The 16,244-nt window shown below is 74.2% G+C and carries 21 protein-coding genes and 2 pseudogenes; 15 read left to right on the top strand and 8 right to left on the bottom strand.

Annotation, left to right across the window (positions count from 1 at the left end; all coding sequences use genetic code 11):
• From F4556_RS37055 to F4556_RS37045, 3 genes are all read right to left on the bottom strand, one after another.
• The coding region (locus F4556_RS37055; protein WP_184910449.1) for a PASTA domain-containing protein at positions 1-206 on the bottom strand (206 nt) is incomplete at its 3' end.
• Between the two features lie 203 nt (positions 207-409).
• Positions 410-1,546 (bottom strand): serine hydrolase domain-containing protein, encoded by a 1,137-nt coding sequence (locus tag F4556_RS37050; RefSeq protein WP_184910451.1) that lies wholly within the window; start codon positions 1,544-1,546, stop codon positions 410-412.
• Positions 1,547-1,928: 382 nt separating this feature from the next.
• Positions 1,929-2,732 (bottom strand): SDR family NAD(P)-dependent oxidoreductase, encoded by an 804-nt coding sequence (locus tag F4556_RS37045; RefSeq protein WP_313068080.1) that lies wholly within the window; start codon positions 2,730-2,732, stop codon positions 1,929-1,931.
• Between the two features lie 667 nt (positions 2,733-3,399).
• Here F4556_RS37045 and F4556_RS39285 point away from each other — a divergent pair.
• Complete coding sequence (locus F4556_RS39285; RefSeq protein ID WP_281403623.1) at positions 3,400-3,531, top strand: hypothetical protein; 132 nt, start codon at positions 3,400-3,402, stop codon at positions 3,529-3,531.
• A gap of 186 nt (positions 3,532-3,717) precedes the next feature.
• Positions 3,718-3,912 carry a hypothetical protein gene (locus F4556_RS37040; RefSeq protein ID WP_184910453.1) on the top strand — a complete coding sequence of 65 codons (195 nt, stop codon included), beginning with the start codon at positions 3,718-3,720 and terminating at the stop codon, positions 3,910-3,912.
• A gap of 113 nt (positions 3,913-4,025) precedes the next feature.
• Here the strand turns inward: F4556_RS37040 and F4556_RS37035 are convergent, their stop codons facing one another.
• Positions 4,026-4,391, bottom strand: coding sequence for a hypothetical protein (locus F4556_RS37035; RefSeq protein WP_184910455.1), 366 nt, complete (start codon positions 4,389-4,391; stop codon positions 4,026-4,028).
• Positions 4,392-4,749: 358 nt separating this feature from the next.
• Between F4556_RS37035 and F4556_RS37030 the strand changes: the two genes are divergently transcribed.
• The 4 genes from F4556_RS37030 to F4556_RS37015 all read left to right on the top strand — a co-directional run bounded on the left by F4556_RS37030 (position 4,750) and on the right by F4556_RS37015 (position 6,902).
• Positions 4,750-5,481, top strand: coding sequence for a DUF2306 domain-containing protein (locus F4556_RS37030; RefSeq protein WP_184924096.1), 732 nt, complete (start codon positions 4,750-4,752; stop codon positions 5,479-5,481).
• A gap of 72 nt (positions 5,482-5,553) precedes the next feature.
• Positions 5,554-6,216 (top strand): TetR/AcrR family transcriptional regulator, encoded by a 663-nt coding sequence (locus F4556_RS37025; RefSeq protein ID WP_184910457.1) that lies wholly within the window; start codon positions 5,554-5,556, stop codon positions 6,214-6,216.
• Between the two features lie 174 nt (positions 6,217-6,390).
• Entirely contained in the window at positions 6,391-6,582 is a 192-nt protein-coding gene (locus F4556_RS37020) for a hypothetical protein (protein WP_184910459.1), read from the top strand.
• Positions 6,582-6,902: a hypothetical protein gene (locus tag F4556_RS37015; protein WP_184924094.1), complete on the top strand. Its 321-nt coding sequence runs from the start codon at positions 6,582-6,584 to the stop codon at positions 6,900-6,902. Before F4556_RS37020 ends, F4556_RS37015 begins: the two co-directional genes overlap by 1 nt.
• A 140-nt stretch (positions 6,903-7,042) precedes the next feature.
• Here F4556_RS37015 and F4556_RS37010 read toward each other — a convergent pair whose 3' ends face one another.
• Entirely contained in the window at positions 7,043-7,381 is a 339-nt protein-coding gene (locus F4556_RS37010) for a cyclic-phosphate processing receiver domain-containing protein (protein ID WP_184924092.1), read from the bottom strand.
• Positions 7,382-7,765: 384 nt separating this feature from the next.
• On the opposite strand from F4556_RS37010, the gene F4556_RS37005 reads away from it, so the two are divergent.
• Together F4556_RS37005 and F4556_RS37000 are read left to right on the top strand one after the other, a co-directional pair.
• The gene (locus F4556_RS37005; protein WP_184910461.1) at positions 7,766-8,158 is read left to right on the top strand and encodes a ribosomal protein L7/L12; all 393 of its coding nucleotides are present in this window, start codon (positions 7,766-7,768) and stop codon (positions 8,156-8,158) included.
• Positions 8,159-8,276: 118 nt separating this feature from the next.
• Positions 8,277-8,960, top strand: coding sequence for a hypothetical protein (locus tag F4556_RS37000; RefSeq protein ID WP_184924090.1), 684 nt, complete (start codon positions 8,277-8,279; stop codon positions 8,958-8,960).
• A 104-nt stretch (positions 8,961-9,064) separates the two neighbouring features.
• On the opposite strand, the gene F4556_RS36995 is transcribed toward F4556_RS37000, so the two are convergent.
• A complete protein-coding gene (locus F4556_RS36995) occupies positions 9,065-10,117 on the bottom strand; it encodes an FAD-dependent oxidoreductase (protein WP_184925794.1) in 1,053 nt (350 codons plus the stop codon).
• A 105-nt stretch (positions 10,118-10,222) separates the two neighbouring features.
• On the opposite strand from F4556_RS36995, the gene F4556_RS36990 reads away from it, so the two are divergent.
• A complete protein-coding gene (locus F4556_RS36990) occupies positions 10,223-10,807 on the top strand; it encodes a TetR/AcrR family transcriptional regulator (RefSeq protein ID WP_184910467.1) in 585 nt (194 codons plus the stop codon).
• Between the two features lie 7 nt (positions 10,808-10,814).
• Here F4556_RS36990 and F4556_RS36985 read toward each other — a convergent pair whose 3' ends face one another.
• Entirely contained in the window at positions 10,815-12,497 is a 1,683-nt protein-coding gene (locus F4556_RS36985) for a serine/threonine-protein kinase (RefSeq protein ID WP_184924088.1), read from the bottom strand.
• 574 nt (positions 12,498-13,071) lie between these two features.
• On the opposite strand from F4556_RS36985, the gene F4556_RS38875 reads away from it, so the two are divergent.
• The 6 genes and pseudogenes from F4556_RS38875 to F4556_RS36960 all read left to right on the top strand — a co-directional run bounded on the left by F4556_RS38875 (position 13,072) and on the right by F4556_RS36960 (position 16,047).
• A complete protein-coding gene (locus F4556_RS38875) occupies positions 13,072-13,614 on the top strand; it encodes a GNAT family N-acetyltransferase (protein ID WP_184910473.1) in 543 nt (180 codons plus the stop codon).
• Positions 13,615-13,772: 158 nt separating this feature from the next.
• Positions 13,773-13,955, top strand: a complete 183-nt coding sequence (locus tag F4556_RS36975) for a GrpB family protein (protein ID WP_184910475.1) — start codon at positions 13,773-13,775, stop codon at positions 13,953-13,955.
• Positions 13,956-13,957: 2 nt separating this feature from the next.
• Positions 13,958-14,629, top strand: a complete 672-nt coding sequence (locus F4556_RS36970) for a dephospho-CoA kinase (protein ID WP_184910477.1) — start codon at positions 13,958-13,960, stop codon at positions 14,627-14,629.
• A 399-nt stretch (positions 14,630-15,028) separates the two neighbouring features.
• A pseudogene (locus F4556_RS36965) lies at positions 15,029-15,436 on the top strand (YciI family protein); the annotation flags it as partial.
• Positions 15,367-15,639 (top strand): annotated as a pseudogene (locus tag F4556_RS39655) (hypothetical protein); the annotation flags it as partial. The pseudogenes F4556_RS36965 and F4556_RS39655, both read left to right, overlap by 70 nt.
• Positions 15,640-15,675: 36 nt before the next feature.
• On the top strand, positions 15,676-16,047 hold the full coding sequence (locus F4556_RS36960) for a sigma factor-like helix-turn-helix DNA-binding protein (RefSeq protein ID WP_313069144.1): 372 nt from the start codon (positions 15,676-15,678) through the stop codon (positions 16,045-16,047).
• 18 nt (positions 16,048-16,065) lie between these two features.
• On the opposite strand, the gene F4556_RS36955 is transcribed toward F4556_RS36960, so the two are convergent.
• Positions 16,066-16,203 (bottom strand): hypothetical protein, encoded by a 138-nt coding sequence (locus F4556_RS36955; protein ID WP_184924086.1) that lies wholly within the window; start codon positions 16,201-16,203, stop codon positions 16,066-16,068.
• Between the last annotated feature and the right edge of the window lie 41 nt (positions 16,204-16,244).

The following is a 16,244-nucleotide window of genomic DNA, read 5'->3' as shown; positions in this document are numbered from 1 at the left end:
CGCATCCTGGTGCCGGGGGCGGGAGTCTGGGCGGTGACCACCCAGACTCCGGGCCAGGTCAGTGCCCCGACCGGTGGGCCGTCCGGATCGGCGGCGGCGAGGGCCACGCCGGCTTCCGACGCGACTGTGCGGGCATCGGTCACGGTCAGCCCGACGGTGTCGGGAACCGTCACCTCGCGAGCGGTGCTCGGTCCCATCCAGCTCATGTCGCCCTCCCTGCGGGCAGCATCGCGCTGATCTGCGGCAGAGGGAAGACCCCGGCCCACCCCGCTGAACCTTCGCGGACACAGCGCCAGGACCCAACAGCCCGGCCTGGGAACGATCCTGACGGACCGTCCGATACTGATCCGCAGTCGGCCGGAGAGCGCGCGGGCGGTGAGGGGCCGGCCGCCCCGGCCCCTCACCGGCGTCAGCGCGCCGTTCGGGCGGCCGCCACCACGGCCGCGGCCAGCTGGTCGTTCTCCGGTGCGCCGCCGGAGGGCGGGAAGGTGAACCGCCGCCGGGTGTAGCCGTACGCCACGCCGCTCGCCGGGTCGGCGAAGCCCTGTGCGCCGGCCACCCCGGGGTGGCCGAAGGCGTTCGCGCCGAGGAACGGGTAGCGCAGGCCCGAAGTCTCGAAGCCCAGCGCGAAGTTGTCCACCGAGCCGGTCACCAGGTCGGTGCCCGGGTAGTGCAGGGTGGTGAACTCGGTGACGGTCTCCGGCTTCAGCAGCGGGCCCAGGCCGCCGAGGCCGCTGATCGCCGCCGCGTACATCCCGGCGACACCGCGGGCGCTGCCCACGCCGCCGGCCGAGGCCGGGCCCTTGGCCCGGGTCTCCCGCCGGTTGACGAAGTCCACCAGGTCGGTGCGCAGGTTGAAGGAGGTCGCGAACAGGCCGTCCTTGCCGGGCAGCGGCTGCGCCGCGAAGGCGGCCAGCTGATCCGGTGTCGGCTCGGCCCGCTGCAGGCTGACGAAGCGCGGCTCCAACTCCTCGGGCAGCCCGAGGAACAGGTCCAGGCCGTACGGCGCGCGGATCCGCTCCTCGTACAGCTCCTGCAGGGTGCGCCCGGTGGCCCGCAGCACCACCTCGCCGGTCAGCGCGCCGATCACGGTGGCGTGGTAGCCGTGCGCGGTGCCGGGCTCCCAGTAGGGCTTGTGCGCGGCCAGCCGCCCGGCGACCAGCCGGTCGTCCGCCAGTTCCTGCGCCGTGAACCCGCCCTCCACCGAGATCGCCCCGGCCCGGTGCGCCAGCAGCTCGCGCAGGGTCAGCCGGCCCTTGCCCTCGGCGGCGAACTCCGGCCAGTACGAGGCCACTTCGCGGTCCAGTTCGAGCACGCCGTCCTGCACCAGCAGGGCGACCAGCAGGTGTGCGGCGCCCTTGGTCACCGAGTAGACGCCGGTCAGGCTCTCCCGTTCGACGCCCTGGGACCACAGGTCGACCACCAGCCGCCCGTCCAGGTACGCGGCGAGCTGCGCGCCCGGCTCGGCCGGCTCCTCGGCGAGGAAGGCCTCGAACTCCTCCCGGACGCCCTCGAACCCCTCGGCGACCGTCCCGTTCACAGACATGGCTGACCCCTCGTCAATCGCTGGTTGCCCGATCAACAACGTGGTTCCGCCGAACTATTCCGGCTCACGGCCCCTGCCGGCGCCCCGGCCGCGGGCTCCCGGCGGCCCGGGTGCCGACGGCATCGTCGGACGAGTCCGTCAGTTCGCCGGGCCCGCCCCGGCAGCGGCCAGGGCCCGGCGGCGACACCGGGACATGCGCAGGACGGAATGAGCAGTTCTACTCAGGCCCGGCCACCCCGTCCTCTTCCTCACCGCCACCGTGTCGGCCGCCCTCGTCAACGCCGCCTTCCTCGGACGGCTCGTCAGCAGGTACCGTCTGGGCGCGCGCGACCCCCGGGCCACCAGGTAGTCAAGGCCCCCGGCCGGCCCGGGTGTTCTCCGGTCAGGGCCGGGGCGGGACAAGCAGGCGGCGGCCGGCGCTGGCGCCGCCGTCGACGAAGACGCCGGCTCCGGTCATGTAGGCGAAGTCGTCCGCCGCCAGGCCCAGGACCGCCTGGGCGATGTCCTCGGGTGAGGCGATGCGGTGCAGCCCGTCGACGTTCTGCTCGCCCAGCCACGCCCTCGCGGCGGTCCAGGTCGCGTCGTCCATCCCCGGCGGCCGTACCAGCGCGGTGTCCGTGGTGCCCGGCATGATCGCGTTGACCCGGATGCCGTCGCGGCCGTAGTCGAGCGCGGCGGCCTGCACCAGGCCCTGGACCGCGCGCTTGCCCGCCGAGTACGCCGCGCCCTGCGGCCGGGCCACCTCGACGGCGGAGGACGAGGTCACGATCACCACCCCGCCACCGCGCGCCAGCAGGTGGGGGATCTGGTACTTCATCGACAGGAACACGCCCCGCGCGTTGGTCGCCATCACGTCGTCGAAGGTGTCGGTGCCCAGTTCGTGCAGCCGGGCGGTGCGGCTGATGCCCGCGTTGTTGAAGGCGATGTCCAGGCCGCCGAACGAGTCGACGGTCTGCCGGACGAAGTTCTCCACGTCCTTCTCGACCCGGACGTCCGCCCGGACGTAGCGGGCGGTGCCGCCCGCCCGGCGGATCTCGCGCTCCACCTGGGCCCCGAGCTCGGCCCGCCGCCCGCAGAAGCCGACCGCGGCGCCCTGGGCGGCGAAGGCCAGCGCGGTGGCGCGGCCGATCCCCGAGGTGGCCCCGGTGATGGCCACCACCTTCCCCGCGAAACGTCCTCGCGGCACGGTACGTGCCCCGGACGCGGCGGCGGTGGGTGCGGCGGCCAGTCCTGCCGCGCCGAGCAGGCCGGCCGCGCCGGCGAGTACGGCGCGGCGTCCGGGGCCGCCCGGGGAATGTGCCGACGGAGCGTCAGAATGCCGGTGGGGGCTGGAGTTTGACTGGGTGCGGTGGTGGTCTGTCATGTCTCGAAGCCTGGCGGACGGCCGCCGGCCGCCGGATCGGCCTTCCGGTCCGGGGTTTCGGCCGATCGGTCGCCGCGCTCTCCTCCTCGGGGAGGAGGCCGCAGCCTTGGTCCCGGCCGCGGTCGGAACCGCTCTGCCCGAGCCCCGCCGCACGCTGCCCGGCCGGAGCGCTCCGGTGGGCCGGTCGTCGCGCTCCGGCCTCGCCGACCTGGTGGATGCGCGAACTCAGTTGCTCCTCAGCCCAGTTGGCGTCCACGCGCAGGTCGAACCAGAGCCGGTCGCGCCGGCCCTCGGGCCGGTCCGGCCCGACCGCGGCCCAGCTGAGTGCGCTGACCGGCAGTACGAACGGCACCGCGACGCCCGCCCAGGTGACGGCAATGCGCTGTTCGTCCTCAAGTCTCGCTCAACACAGGCTCCTTGAAGCCCGGCTGGGCCTAGCCTGCGGGGAGGGCTGTGCCATCGGGCGGCACCGTACGGGGAGGACAGCGGTATGAGGAGTCCGGTTGGACGACTGGGGGCGAAGCTGGTCGCTTTCGCCCGGCTGTTCCGCAAGCCGAAGGGCGGGCCGTACTCCCCGGACGCCGACAACTACCGGCAGTCCAGCCGGCTGCCATGGCCCTGACCCCCGCGCAGTACGCCAGGAGGGCCGGGGCAGCCCGGGCGAGCCCGGGCACCGCGTGCCGGACGGCCGGGCAGGACAGCCGGGTGGCAGAGCCGGACCGGAGCAGCGGAACGGTGGGCGGCACCGGCCCGTGACGGGCATCGGACCGGTCCGGGGCCGGCTCAGCGGGGCCGTTCGACGGCGCAGGTGGCCCTCCGGTTTCCCCCTGTCGAGGCGTGGTCGCGGCTCGGCTGTCCCGACGCGCTGCAGTCGATCGTCAGCGACGGCGCCGAGTACGGGAACTGGAGCCCCGCCTTCGCCGACCCGGAGGAGGTCATCGCCACGAGGATCGTCGCCGAGGCCGCCCGTCTGCTCGCCGGGCCCTGGCCGCCGCTCTCCTGATCCGGCGCACCGCCGGGGCATCTCCGTCGGAGCCGGTCGGGCCTGTCCCGCAGACGGAAAACCCGACGCTGCCCGTCAGGCCTCGGCGCGGGGCCCGGAGGCCGCGGTCGGCGTCAGCGGTGCCGTCCGGCGAGGAGTTCGTCCAGCGGGACCAGGGTGCCGTCGCCGTCGGTGCGCCGCCACAGCTGGACGCCGTCGCCGGGGCGCAGCTGGTGGCTGTTCTCCCAGCCGGTGATGGTCAGTTCGGCCAGGCGTTGGGCGTTGACGCGGTTGCGGCCGAGTGAGGCGCTGGCGAGGTCGGGGTGGGGTTGGCCGTGGCCGTCGTCGGCGTGGAGGTACCAGCGTTCGTAGGGGCTGTAGCGGCCCTGGGCGTCCGGGGGGCTGAGGTGCTTGGACAGGTGCCAGGTGCGGCCCTGGTGGACGGTGGTGGCGTTGCCGGCGGTGTGGCCGGTCCAGGTGAGGTGGGACTTCCAGGGCACTGCGGGGTCTCCTTCGGTGCGGTACGGGCGGTGGGACGCCGGCCGGTACCGCCGTGCGTCGGCGGGCGCGCGGGCCCGCGTCGGCGTTGCGGCCTGATCGGCACCGCACTCCCCCGCAGTGTCTCCTTTCACCGCCGCTGACACGAAATCCGTGCCCGGGGAACGGCGGTCGGCCGCCCGGGCCGGGGGCCGGGTGTGAGCTGAGCCGGCGTCATCTTCCCTTGGGTTCCTTGGCCTGCGCCGCTGTCGGGAGCTGTTGACACGTGTGCTGGACGGGCACTAAAACTCACACTGTACAGATTGAGCTGGTGCCGCCCCTCCCGCGCTTCGCCTCGCCCCGAAAGAGGGCCCCTTCGCCATGTCCGCACCCGTAGTGACCTCCCGCCCGCCCACGGCCACCGGCCGGCCCCGGCGCGGCTCCCGTTCCGGCTGGACCGTGATGCTGCTGCTGTCGGTGGCGATCACCGGCTACTCCGTCGGCCAGTACGCGGCCGGCAGCCTGCAGGACCTCGCCGCCGGCCGGGTCGGCCTCGCGCCGACCTACGCGCAGCGGCCCCTCGCGGTCCAGGTGGCCTTCTACGTCCACATCGTCACCGCCGGGGCGGCCCTGGCCGTGGGCCCGTTCCAGTTCGTCCGCGCGATCCGGCGCCGCCTGCCCCGCGTGCACCGCTGGATCGGGCGCGCCTACGTGGCCGCCGTCGGGCTGGGCTCGGTGGCGGCGCTGGTGATGTCGTTCTTCAACTCCGTGGCGTTCGCCGGGTTCTTCGGCTTCGGCAGCCTCGCCGTGCTCTGGGGGTGGACCACCTACCGCGGCTACCGGGCCGCCCGCCAGGGCGACTTCGCCGCGCACCAAGCCTGGATGATCCGCAGCTTCGCCCTGACCTTCGCGGCGCCGACCCTGCGGCTCTGGTTCGGCGTGCTGATCCTGCTCCAGGTGCTGGCGGGGCGGGCCGCCGGGGGCGACGTGGACCACATGGTCGCCCAGGCCTACGCCGCGGTCCCGTTCCTGTGCTGGCTGCCCAACATCGTCGTCGCCGAACTGATGATCCGCCGCCGCGGCCTCCCGGGCCTGCGCTTCGTCACGCCGTAGCCCGTGGCCGCCCACCGCAAGGGCCGCGGGAGCGGGTGGCCGCCCCGGATCCGTCCGTGCCAGGATCCGTACATGACCCAGCCCACCCGCCGCACCCGCACCACCTACCACCACGGCGACCTGCGGGCGGCACTGATCACAGCGGGCATCGAACTGGCCCGCACCGGCGGGCCGGAGGCGGTGGTCCTGCGCGAGGTCACCCGCCTCGTCGGGGTCGCCCCCAACTCCGCGTACGGCCACTTCAAGACCCTGGCCGCACTGAAGGCGGCGGTGGCCAAACAGGCCCTGTGCGAGCTGGGAGCGGCCATGGCGGCCCATGTCGCGGCCGTCCCCGAGCCCCCTGGGCCGCGCGCGGCGGCCGTGTTCCACCTGGGCGAAGTCGGCCGCGCGTACGTGCGGTTCGCGCTCGAGGAGCCGGGACTGTTCCGGACCGCCATGGACGGCAACCCCTCGGGGGTCGGCACCCCGGGATCGGCCGGCCACCAGCCGGCCCCCGACGCCCAGGGGCAGCCGCAGCCCGACGCGATCCTCCTGGCGGCGCTCGAGCGGCTGACCGGGGCGGGAATCCTGCCGCCGCAGGAGACCGGCGCGGCGGTGACGGCCAGCTGGGCCACCGTGCACGGGCTGGCCACCATCCTCGTCAACCTCCAGCCCGGCCTCTCGGCCGCCGAACGGGACGCGGCGATCGACAACGGCCTGCGCGTCCTGCTGCTGGGGGTCACGGCACTCGGCTAGGAACTTCCGCAACCGTTGTTCCCGGGTGCGGTTGCCGTTCGGCTCTCGTGCGGGCGTACGACGCCGGCCGGGCGGGCATGTGCCGGAAGTGTGTGCCTGCGGCCATGGTGCTGACGCAGTGCGGTCGTTCCGCTACGGTGACGGCACATGTGAATCGCGGGAAGGGCGGAGTCCATGAGCGGACAGGACGCGGGACCGGGCGGCGCGCCACAGCCGCGGCTCTGCCCGGCGTGCGGCGGCCGCCGGGTGACGGACAAGACCCGGCACACCCACGACATCGACCCCGGCACCGGCACCCTGACCCAGCGGGTCGAACACCACACCTCGGCGTGCGAACGGTGCGGCGGATCAGGGACGTGGGCCTGATGCGCCTGCTCTTCGAATGCCTCGAGTGCGGCACCCACTACCTGCCGCCGGAGGACCTGCGCTACGGCGACGGCTCGCCGGCCAGCCCCGTGTGGTGCAGCCCCTGCCAGGAACTGATGGCCCGCCACAAGATCGCCGAGCCGCAGCCGGCCGCGGCGATCGCACTGGCGGCCGCCCGGCAGGCACTGCAGGCCGCCCTCGCGGCGCAGGCCGCCCGCGCCGAAACCCCCGCCGCAAACCCGCGGCCGACCCGGCCCGCCAGGACCCGCCGCTCCACGGCCGGCCCCTCCCGGACCCGGGAACGCTCCCGCCTCCACTGAACGGACCGCGCCGTGCCGTCCCGTACGGCGCAGCGGGGCGGTCGTTCGGCGGCAGTGGTGTCAACGTCCGTGCGGTGAGGCCGAGTTGCCCGGTTCACCCTGGGGGCACGGCTTCGGCACCCGGGCCTTGGCCTGCTTCGCTAGGCCGTTGCCCGGCGGACCCGGTAGTTCCAGCGCGTCAGTGCCTGGACGACGGTTGCCGCGCCGGTGGGGTTGGCGCTGTGGACGAAGACCGTTCCGATGTCGAAGGGCTGTCCGTGGAAGGCGGCTTCCTCCAGGAGGGTCACCACGGGCAGGATGTTGTCGTCGCCGCCGAGATCGTGGTCGAGCCAGAGTTCGTCGATGTAGCCGTCGCGGTGCTCCCGGAGGAGCTGGATGCCGTCGCGGCTCGTGCGGGCGATCCGGGTGGCTCTGGGGAGCGGCCGGAGGTCGTCGATGCCGAGGATGACGGGCATCGGCGCGGCTGGGTCCTCGTTCATCCGGTCATCATCGCAGCGGGCCGGGCCGCGAAATGCCCGGGGGCGGCCGGTACTTGGCGGGCAGCCCGGGGTGGGGGGTCGCGGGCCGAGAGCGGTGAGGGCGTCGGCGAGGCGGGCGACGTGCCGAGAGACCCTTCGCATGGTCTCGGCCGCGACGGCGGCACAGTCCTCCGCCAGGGCATCGGGCCCAGGCGCCGCAGGTCGGCCCAGGCGCCCTCGTGATCACCGTGCAGGTATCGCTGCAGGTGGGAAGTCACCGGCGCAGCCTGCCCGAGGCCGGTGTTCCGGGGCGAGGGAGCAGCGGCACGGTTTCCCCTTGGACTCGCTGTCTTCCAAACGGTTGACTGGGGGCGGCACCCGCATCGACCGGTCCGGAGGAGAGCTGTGGAGGACCCTCAGTTCGCTGTCCTGCTGACCGACGCCTCGGCCGGCGGGCCAGCGGCCCTGCGAGCGGTCGTCGCGGTCACCAACCTGAGCCTGTGGCACAGCCGACAACTGCTGGACCGTGCGCCCGTCACCGCACGCGAGGACATCCCCTTCGCCGACGCCGAGGCAGCCGCCCGGCGGCTGCGCCAGGCCGGCGTGCCCGCCGCCGTCCGGTGCGACTGGTGCCGGCGTACCCTGCCCGACGACGAAACCCCCGTCGGCCCCGGCCCGTGCGCCTCCCGGTACTGGCCCACCGCCCACTGCCAGGCCAACTCCCTCACCAGCTGCGGCTGCGAGTTCTGCACCGCCTACGGGCCCCTGCCCGGCCACACCACCCACTCGGGAACCTGAACACCCACAGGCCGCGGACGGCGCAGGGCCGGCGGCCGCGCCGTGGAACCGCGCTCCCCGGGGCGGCGTCTGTCCGCCGGGGGCGCGGTCAACGGAGGGGCACCGAATGCTTGTGGCCATGGTGACGCTCGTTGTGCTGTGCCCGTTGGCGGCTTGGTGGCCCTCGGTCCGGCGGCGGGGCCTACGAGAGACGGTTGCCGCCCTGCTGCTCGTGTGCGCGGTCACGGCCGGGTGCCTGGCGAGCCGCGTCCTGCAGCTCCGGCAAGGGCAGCACGACGTCCTTTTGGCAGCAATCCTGCTGCCGGTCCCGCTGGTGCTGACCGGCTTGGTGATGGATGCACGGCACGCGAAGGCCGGGCACCGTGAACCGCCGGTGATCGGGACGGCGAGCGTCGTCGTGTTCACCCTCTACCCGATGATCGCGTGCCTGTGGGCGGGTGCCTTGTACTGGACCGGAAGCCGGGCCGAGCAGATCCCTGGCATCGAGCAGCTGTCCCTCCCCGCCGGGCTCTCCACCGAAGACGGATCCCAGAGCTGCGCAACGGGACTCTGCAGAGCCACCTACTACGTCTCCAGCCCGGCCGAACCGGATCTCAGCGCGGTCTACGCGCAGTTGCGCTCACACCTCGACCACGGCTGGGACCTCGACTCACACGGGCGGGACTGCCACCCCACCGAGTGGATCACGGACCGCACCCTGCTCTGTGTGCAACTGCAGCCATGGTCCAACCCCGCCGGTGTCTCCCTGAAAATGGAATACGTCCAACCCGGGCAGAACCCCTGGCCCGGAAGCGCCGACTGACCGCTCCTCAGCCGGCCTTCCGGAGATGGATTTCCGGGCAGGCGCGGAGCGGCCTGGACGGTGGGCAGCGGTCGAGCTGCTGCTGTCGGGGCCCCCGGGGCGGGTCAGCCCGGCAGGAGGCGGGCCGCGGTGTCGCGGAGCCAGGTGCGTTCGGTGGAGACGATGCGGTGCAGGGTGCGGGAGGCGAGGGCGGTGCGCTGGGCGGTGCGGCGGCGTTCGCGGTCGTAGGCGCGCAGGGCGGCCGGGAGGGCCAAGCGGCCGTGGTGGGTGACGGCGCGGGTGAGGGCTTCGGCGTCGAGGAGGGCGGTGCAGGCGCCCTGGCCGAGGTTGGGGGTCATGGCGTGGGCCGCATCGCCGACCAGGGCGACCTTGCCGGCCTGGCCGGCGTGGACGAAGGTGGGCAGGGCGGGGAAGAGGTGGCGCATCTCGTAACGCAGCCACGTCGCGGGGTCGCCGCGCTCCAGGATGCGGGGGATGGGGTCGTGCCAGCCCTCGAAGAGGGCGCGCAGGCCGGCCGCGTCGGTGCCCTCGGGGACGGCGGCGTACCAGTTGGTGCGGCCCGCCTCGATGGGGGTCAGGCCGAAGAAGCGGCCCCGGCCCCAGGTCTCGCCGTGCACGGCGCTGTCGAGGTCGGCGATGCCGATCCAGGCGACCGAGCCCACCTTCCGCGGGCCGCTTCCGCTGCCGAACCACGCCTCCCGCACCGCGCTGTTGATGCCGTCGGCGCCGACGACCAGGTCGTACCCGTCCGCCAGCGCGGCCGGGTCGGTGACGTTCTCGCCGAGGCGGACGGTGACCTCGCCCAGGGCGTCCAGCCGGGCCAGCAGCGCGTCGATCAGGTAGGGCCGGGAGATCAGCAGTTCGGGGCGGCCCGCCTTGCGTTCGAGGCGCTCCAGCGGGAGCTGGGCCAGCACCCGCCCGCCTGGGGTGCGGACCTGCGCGGATCGGTAGGGCACCGCGCGGGCGCGCACCGCCTCGCCCACGCCGAGCCGCTCCAGGGCGTCCTGCGCACCGGGGTGGAGAGCGAACGCGGTGCCGTAGCACTCCACTTCGGTGCGGCGCTCGCGCACCGTCACCCGCCAGCCCGCCCGGCGCAGCCCGATCGCCGTCGCCAGCCCGCCCACTCCCGCGCCCACCACAACGGCCGTACCCGTCATCACACGCCCCCGGTCGCCGGGTCCGCCCAGCAGCGGACCACCACAGATGTGGTACCACGGCTGGGGTATCGTGGTCAACGAACCGACGAAAGAAGGAAGTTGACGGTGACTGGGAACCGCCGGGATCTGCTGCGCGACGCCGCGATCGAGGTCCTGGCCGCCGCGGGCGGACGAGGACTGACGCACCGGGCCGTGGACGCGGCCGCCGCCGTGCCGCCGGGCACCGCGAAGAACTACTTCCCCACCCGGGACGCCCTGCTGCGCGCCGCGGCCGAGCGCTGCGTCGAGCAGTACCGCCGGGTGACCGCGGAACTGACGGCCGGCCGGGCCGGACCCACGGATCGTGAGGGCCTGGCGGCCCTGCTCGGCGCACTGCTGCGCGACGTCGCGGGCCCCGGCCGCCCCCGCATGCTCGCCTACCTGGAACTGCAGAACGAGGCGGCCCGCCGCAGCGAACTCGCCGCCGTCCTCGACCCGATCGCGGCCGCGGACTTCACGGGCTTCGAACACGCCCAGCGCCTGGCGGGGCTGCCCGTCACCGTGCAGCGGGCCGCCGCCGTCACCCTCGCCCTGCACGCCGCCATCCCCCACCTGCTCACCGGCGGCCCCGCCACCCTGGCCCACGCCGGCCTCGATGACCCCGACCGGTTCGTCCGCGGCCTCCTGGACGCCGTGTACCCGCCACCGTGACGGCCCGTCAGTACGGGGTGTCGAAGCAGTAGGTCTCCGTCCACGCGGACGCCCCGTACTGGTTGGCCGCCCGCAGCGCGATGCAGACGTGGTCGCCGGAGTACGGGCCGGTGAGGTGGTAGCTGGTGCCCGAGGTCGAGTAGACGGTGTTCACCTTCCTGGTCTGGTTGTCGTACCGGACGTCGTAGCGGGTCGCGTCCGGCTGCGCGGACCACGTCATGGTGAGCGGCATGTCGCAGGCCCCGACGCAGCCGTGGTCGAAGGTCGCGTTGTAGCCCGGCATCGCCGCAGGCGGCGAACCCTGGGGCGGGGGCGGAGGTGTGGGGGTCGGCGTGGGGGCCGGCGTGGTCCTGGGCGCGGGCGCCGGCGCCGCGGTGTTCCCGCCCGGCGTACCGCCACCGCCGCCCGCGGCGTTTCCGGTGCCCCCGGCGCTTCCTGACGTGCTGCCGGTGCTCTTGCCGCCGCCGGTTGTGCCGCCGGCCGCGCCGCCCGACGACCCGTCGGTGCCGCCCGTCGGCGGCGGCTCGGTGACGGGCGCGCTGCCCGACGCCTGGGGCGCCGGCGACGGGGGCGGCGGCGTGGTGGCCGTGGGGCTGCCCGGGTCGGCGGACGCCGTCGGTGCGGTGGGCGTCACCGACACCGCCGAGCCGGTGGGGCTTGTGCCCGTCGGGCCCAGGCCCTGCGGGGTGCCGCCGCCCGGGGCCAGCGCGACGGTGACGGCCGTGCCGACGGCAACGGCGACGACGGCTGCCAGCGCGATCGGCGCCCGGCGCCGCCGGGGCGGGCGTTCGACGTGGTTGCGCTCCGTCGGGGTACGCGGCGGGGACGGAATCTCGGTGTCGCCCGCGTGCCGGATCAGCACCGCCAGGCCGCTGCGGTCCAGGGTCTCCTCCCCCAGGCCCAGCATCGCGCCCAGCTGCCCGGGGGTCGGCCGCTCACCCGGGTCCTTGGCCAGACAGCGGCGGACCGCACCGGCCAGGTCCGCCGGGACCTGCTCGAGGTCCGGCTCCTCGTGCACGATCCGGAACCCGAACGCGAAGGAGTCCGTCTGCCCGAACGGATGCTCCCCCGTCGCCGCGAAGGCCAGCACCAGCCCCAGCGCGAACACGTCGGCCGCCGCCGTGACCCGCCCCCGCACCTGCAGCTGCTCCGGCGCCATGAACTGGGGCGTGCCCAGCACCACCCCCGTCTGCGTCAGAGTGGTCACCGCCGCACCCCGCGCGATCCCGAAGTCGATCAGCCTCGGCCCGTCCGCCCCCAGCAGGATGTTGCCGGGCTTGACGTCCCGGTGCACCAGCCCCGCCGCGTGGATCGCACCCAGCGCCTGGGCCAGGCGCACCCCCAGCGCCCGCACCGACACGACGTCCAGAGGCCCGTGCTCGGCGATGACCGCGTTCAGCGTCGGACCCGGCACGTACTCGGTCGCCAGCCACGGCTGCTCGGCGTCCACGTCATGGTCCACGATCGCCGCGAAGTACGGCCCCGACATCGCCCGCGTCGCGGTCACCTCCCGCCGGAACCGGGCGATGAAGTCACCGTTCTGCGTCAACTCCTCATTGATCACCTTCACCGCGACCAGAACCTCACCCAGCCGCCCGAGGTAGACCCGCCCCATACCGCCCGCCCCGAGCACACCGAGCAGCTCGTACGGGCCCACCCGCCGCGGATCACCGTCCTGGAGCGCCTTCACCACGCCACCCCCGGCACGGTCGCCGCAGGCACGAGCAGCCCGCCGGGCAGCACAGTCAGCATGTCTGTCTCACGTTCGGCAGAAGGGGAAGGGTTTCGCGGACACGGCCCCGGACGCCTCGCCGGCGCGGGCTCCGACGGGCCGCCGCCGCGATGATGGCCACCCCACCACCCACAGCACCAGGCCACGGGCACCGGCCATTGATGGCCGGTCCCACCCAAGAGCCCGGCCGCCGGCCACACCGGGCAGGACCGACACAGGACCAGACGACGCGGCATCAGATGACACAGCGGTCCGCCGGCGCAGCGGTCCGCCGGCGCAGCGGTCCGGCGGAGCGGCGGTCCGGCGGCGCGCGGCCGCGGCGGTCCACCGGCGCCGGGCGGGCGGGAATCCCGGTGACGCGGCATCAGGTGACGCAGCGCTCCGGCGGAGCGGCGGTCCGGCGGAGCGGCGGTCCGGCGGAGCGGCGGAGCGGCGGTCCACCGGCGCGGGGCGGGCGGGAATCCCGGTGACGCGGCGGCGGTGCGTCTGGGATAAAGGCCCCACACACCCGCCCGATCCCGTGAGGCCTCCCGTGACGATCACCTGGCGCAGAGTCGGCGAACCGGACTTCCCGCAACTGAGGCAGTGGCTCCTGCAGCCCCATGTCGCCCGCTGGTGGAACCACGACACCTCACCCGAGGCGATCGCCCGCCACTTCGCACCGGCCGTCCGGGGCGAGGAGCCCTCGGAGGACTTCCTCGTCGCCCTCGACGGAGCCCCGGTCGCCCTGGTCCAGCGGTGCCGGCTCGCCGACTACCCCCAGTACCTCGGCGAACTCGCCTCCCAGACCGAGATCCCCGACCAGGCGATCACCCTCGACTACCTCATCGGCGACCCCCGGCTGACCGGCCAAGGACTCGGCACCCGCATCATCGAGGCGATCATCACGGCCACCTGGACCGACCACCCCGACGCGCAGAGCATCGTCATCCCCGTCCACCGCGCCAACCGGGCCTCCTGGCGGATGCTGGAGAAAGCCGGACTCCACCGCTGCGCCGAGGCATCCCTGGAGCCCGACAACCCCGCCGACGACCGCCTGCACTTCATCTACCGGACCGACCGCCCCACCCACTGACCACTCCCCCGGCCCGCCACGACCGGCTCCCGGTGGCACCCAACACACGGGCGGCCGCTCCAGGCCGGCTGCGCGCGGGGAGATCCGCCGCTCCGGACCCACACCGCGACGCGGGCGCGCAGACTCCCGGCACGGGCAGCGAAGCCGGACCCCGGCGCATGGCCGAGACCACGAAACCCCTCACCCTCACCGACCCGGATCCGCTGTGGGAGACGGCAGGGACGGGCCTCTGCGAGCAACTGCGAGCCGCGCTCGAACCCTCCGCGGTGCACGTCGAGCACATCGGCAGCACCGCCGTCCCGGGAACGGCCGCCACGGCGGTCCTCGACACATCCAGGTGAGCGTGGCAGACCTGACCGAAGCCGACCGGATCTTCGAACTCCCGCTCCCAGAGCGGGGATTCACTCCCCTGCCCCACCACCAGGACCACGTGCCCGCCGGACAGGACGACGACCTTGCCCGCCGGCCGAAGCGGTTCCGGCAACGCAGCAGCCGGCCGGCCCCGGACGTCAACCCGCACGCCCGGCTCCCCGGTTCACCGAACGAACGTCTCGCGCCGCTGTTCCGGAACCGGTTCCACGCCCACCCCCAGACGATCCCCGCCCACGCCCACTCCAAGCGGCTCCTCCCACCGGCCGTCACCAGCCCCGGCACCTCCGCCGAGATCAACGACCCGGTGGCCGACCCGACCGTGGCAGCGGCCGAACCCCGGGCGGCCGCCACGGGCCGGACCCCGCACGGCCACACCGCGACAGCACCCCGAGAAAAAGCAGGAAGGCGGCACTGCCACGGCAGCGCCGCCCTGCTGCCGTCCCGGCCGGCGGCGGTGCGATTCGGCGGCACCCCCGAGACTGCCGGACGCGGTGCCACCGACCGGGACGGTGCTGCGCGGGACACATCCCCCGGCAGGGCCGGCGCCCCGCCCCTCGCCATGTCCGGCAGCAGCATCTCCATGCTCGGCCATCCGCCGCCGGCCACCCGCCCAACCGACGAGGCGCCCGTGGTCGAAGCTTGACCCCCTCGCAACACTGACACCCCATCAGAACCACATATGTCGCAAATTGACCGCTTACATCCCCGCCCAGCGGCGGGGGCGGCACACCCCCCGAACGTCCGACCGCACCACACAGCCCCTGCACCGACGGAGACGCAAACGTAATGAGCGAGAGCACCGACGACCACGCCCCGAACGAGCCCCCACCAAACCAGCCTGAGCGGCGCCCTCGGGCCTGCCACGGTGCCGGCGTACGGATCGTCGATCCGCACAGCCGGGTCCGCGCGAACGCGCACCACCGCGGGTGGCCGCCCCCGGGCGCAGCGCACCGGGCAAGTTGATCATCCGTGCCGTCCGGGCGGCCCCGCCCCCGCCCACCACGGCTCGCAGGAAAAGCCGAAGGAATCCCTTTCGCGCCCGATGTCGAGAACCCGCGCCCGGCTCCGACCAAAGGGTGCGAGCGCGCCGAACGGGCGCGCGGGACACAAAAAATGCGGACACCTGATGAAGTACGTCGCGATGATCCACGGCAACCAGGCCAAGCGGGACCCCTTCCCCGCCGACGCCTGGCCCGAGGCGATCGCCCGGCAGGACGCGTTCAACAAGAAGTACCGCGACAGCGGTGAACTGCTGGACGCCTACGGCCTGGCGGACGCGGCCAACGCGCAGCTGGTGCGCCGCAAGGACGACGCCCCGGCGGTCACCGACGGGCCGCACCTGGAGACCAAGGAGTACATCGCCAGCTTCCACCTGCTGGACTGCCACTGCCCGGAGCCCGCACAGGAGACCGCCGCCGACATGCCCTTCGCCGACACCGACCCGGTCGACCTGCGGCCCGTGCCGCACGACACCGCGACGGACCTGCGACCGGACCCCCCGGCGCCGAGGACCCGCTGCGCGAACTGGCGCCACAGGTCCTCGGCGCCCTCATCCGCCGCTACGGCGTCTTCGACACCTGCCAGGACGCCATCCAGGAAGCACTGCCGGCCACCGCCCTCCAGCGGCCCACCCAAGGGACGCCGGACAACCCCCGCGGATGGCTGGTCACCATCGCCTCCCACCGGCTGGTGGACCAGGTCCGCAGCGAGCAGGCACGCCGCCGACGCGAGGAGAGGACCGCCCTGGCCACCCCGCAGGCCGAACAGCTGAGCCACGCCGCCGACGCCGACCCGCACCAGGACCGCGACGACTCCCTGGCGCTGCTGTTCCCGTGCCGCCACCCGGCACTGTCCGAACCCAGCCGCACCGCCCTGACCCTGCGCGCAGTCGGCGGCCTGAGCACCTCCCAAATCGCCGCCGCCTTCCTCGCCCCCAAGGCAACCACGCCCCAGCGCATCAGCCACGCCAAACAGAGCCTCAAGACCTCCGCCACACCCCTGCGCATGCCGCAGCCAGCCGAGCAGGCCAAGCAGCTGGCAGCGGTGCTCCACGTGCTGTAGCCCGGTGGTGATCCCCGGTCAGCGGCGGCCGGCGGACAGGACCAGGAGAAACTGGCCGCCACCCTCCTCAATACCGGCAGTCACCGGCAGCCCGGGCACCAACCGGGAAAAACGGTCCACCAACCAGTCCACCGCCTCCTGGGCATCCTTCCTCACCGGACAGCACCCCACCACCTCACGGCCGGACGGCCGCCCGT

Source organism: Kitasatospora gansuensis (assembly GCF_014203705.1).
Lineage (GTDB): Bacteria > Actinomycetota > Actinomycetes > Streptomycetales > Streptomycetaceae > Kitasatospora > Kitasatospora gansuensis.
This window is presented reverse-complemented; position numbering and strand designations above follow the sequence as displayed.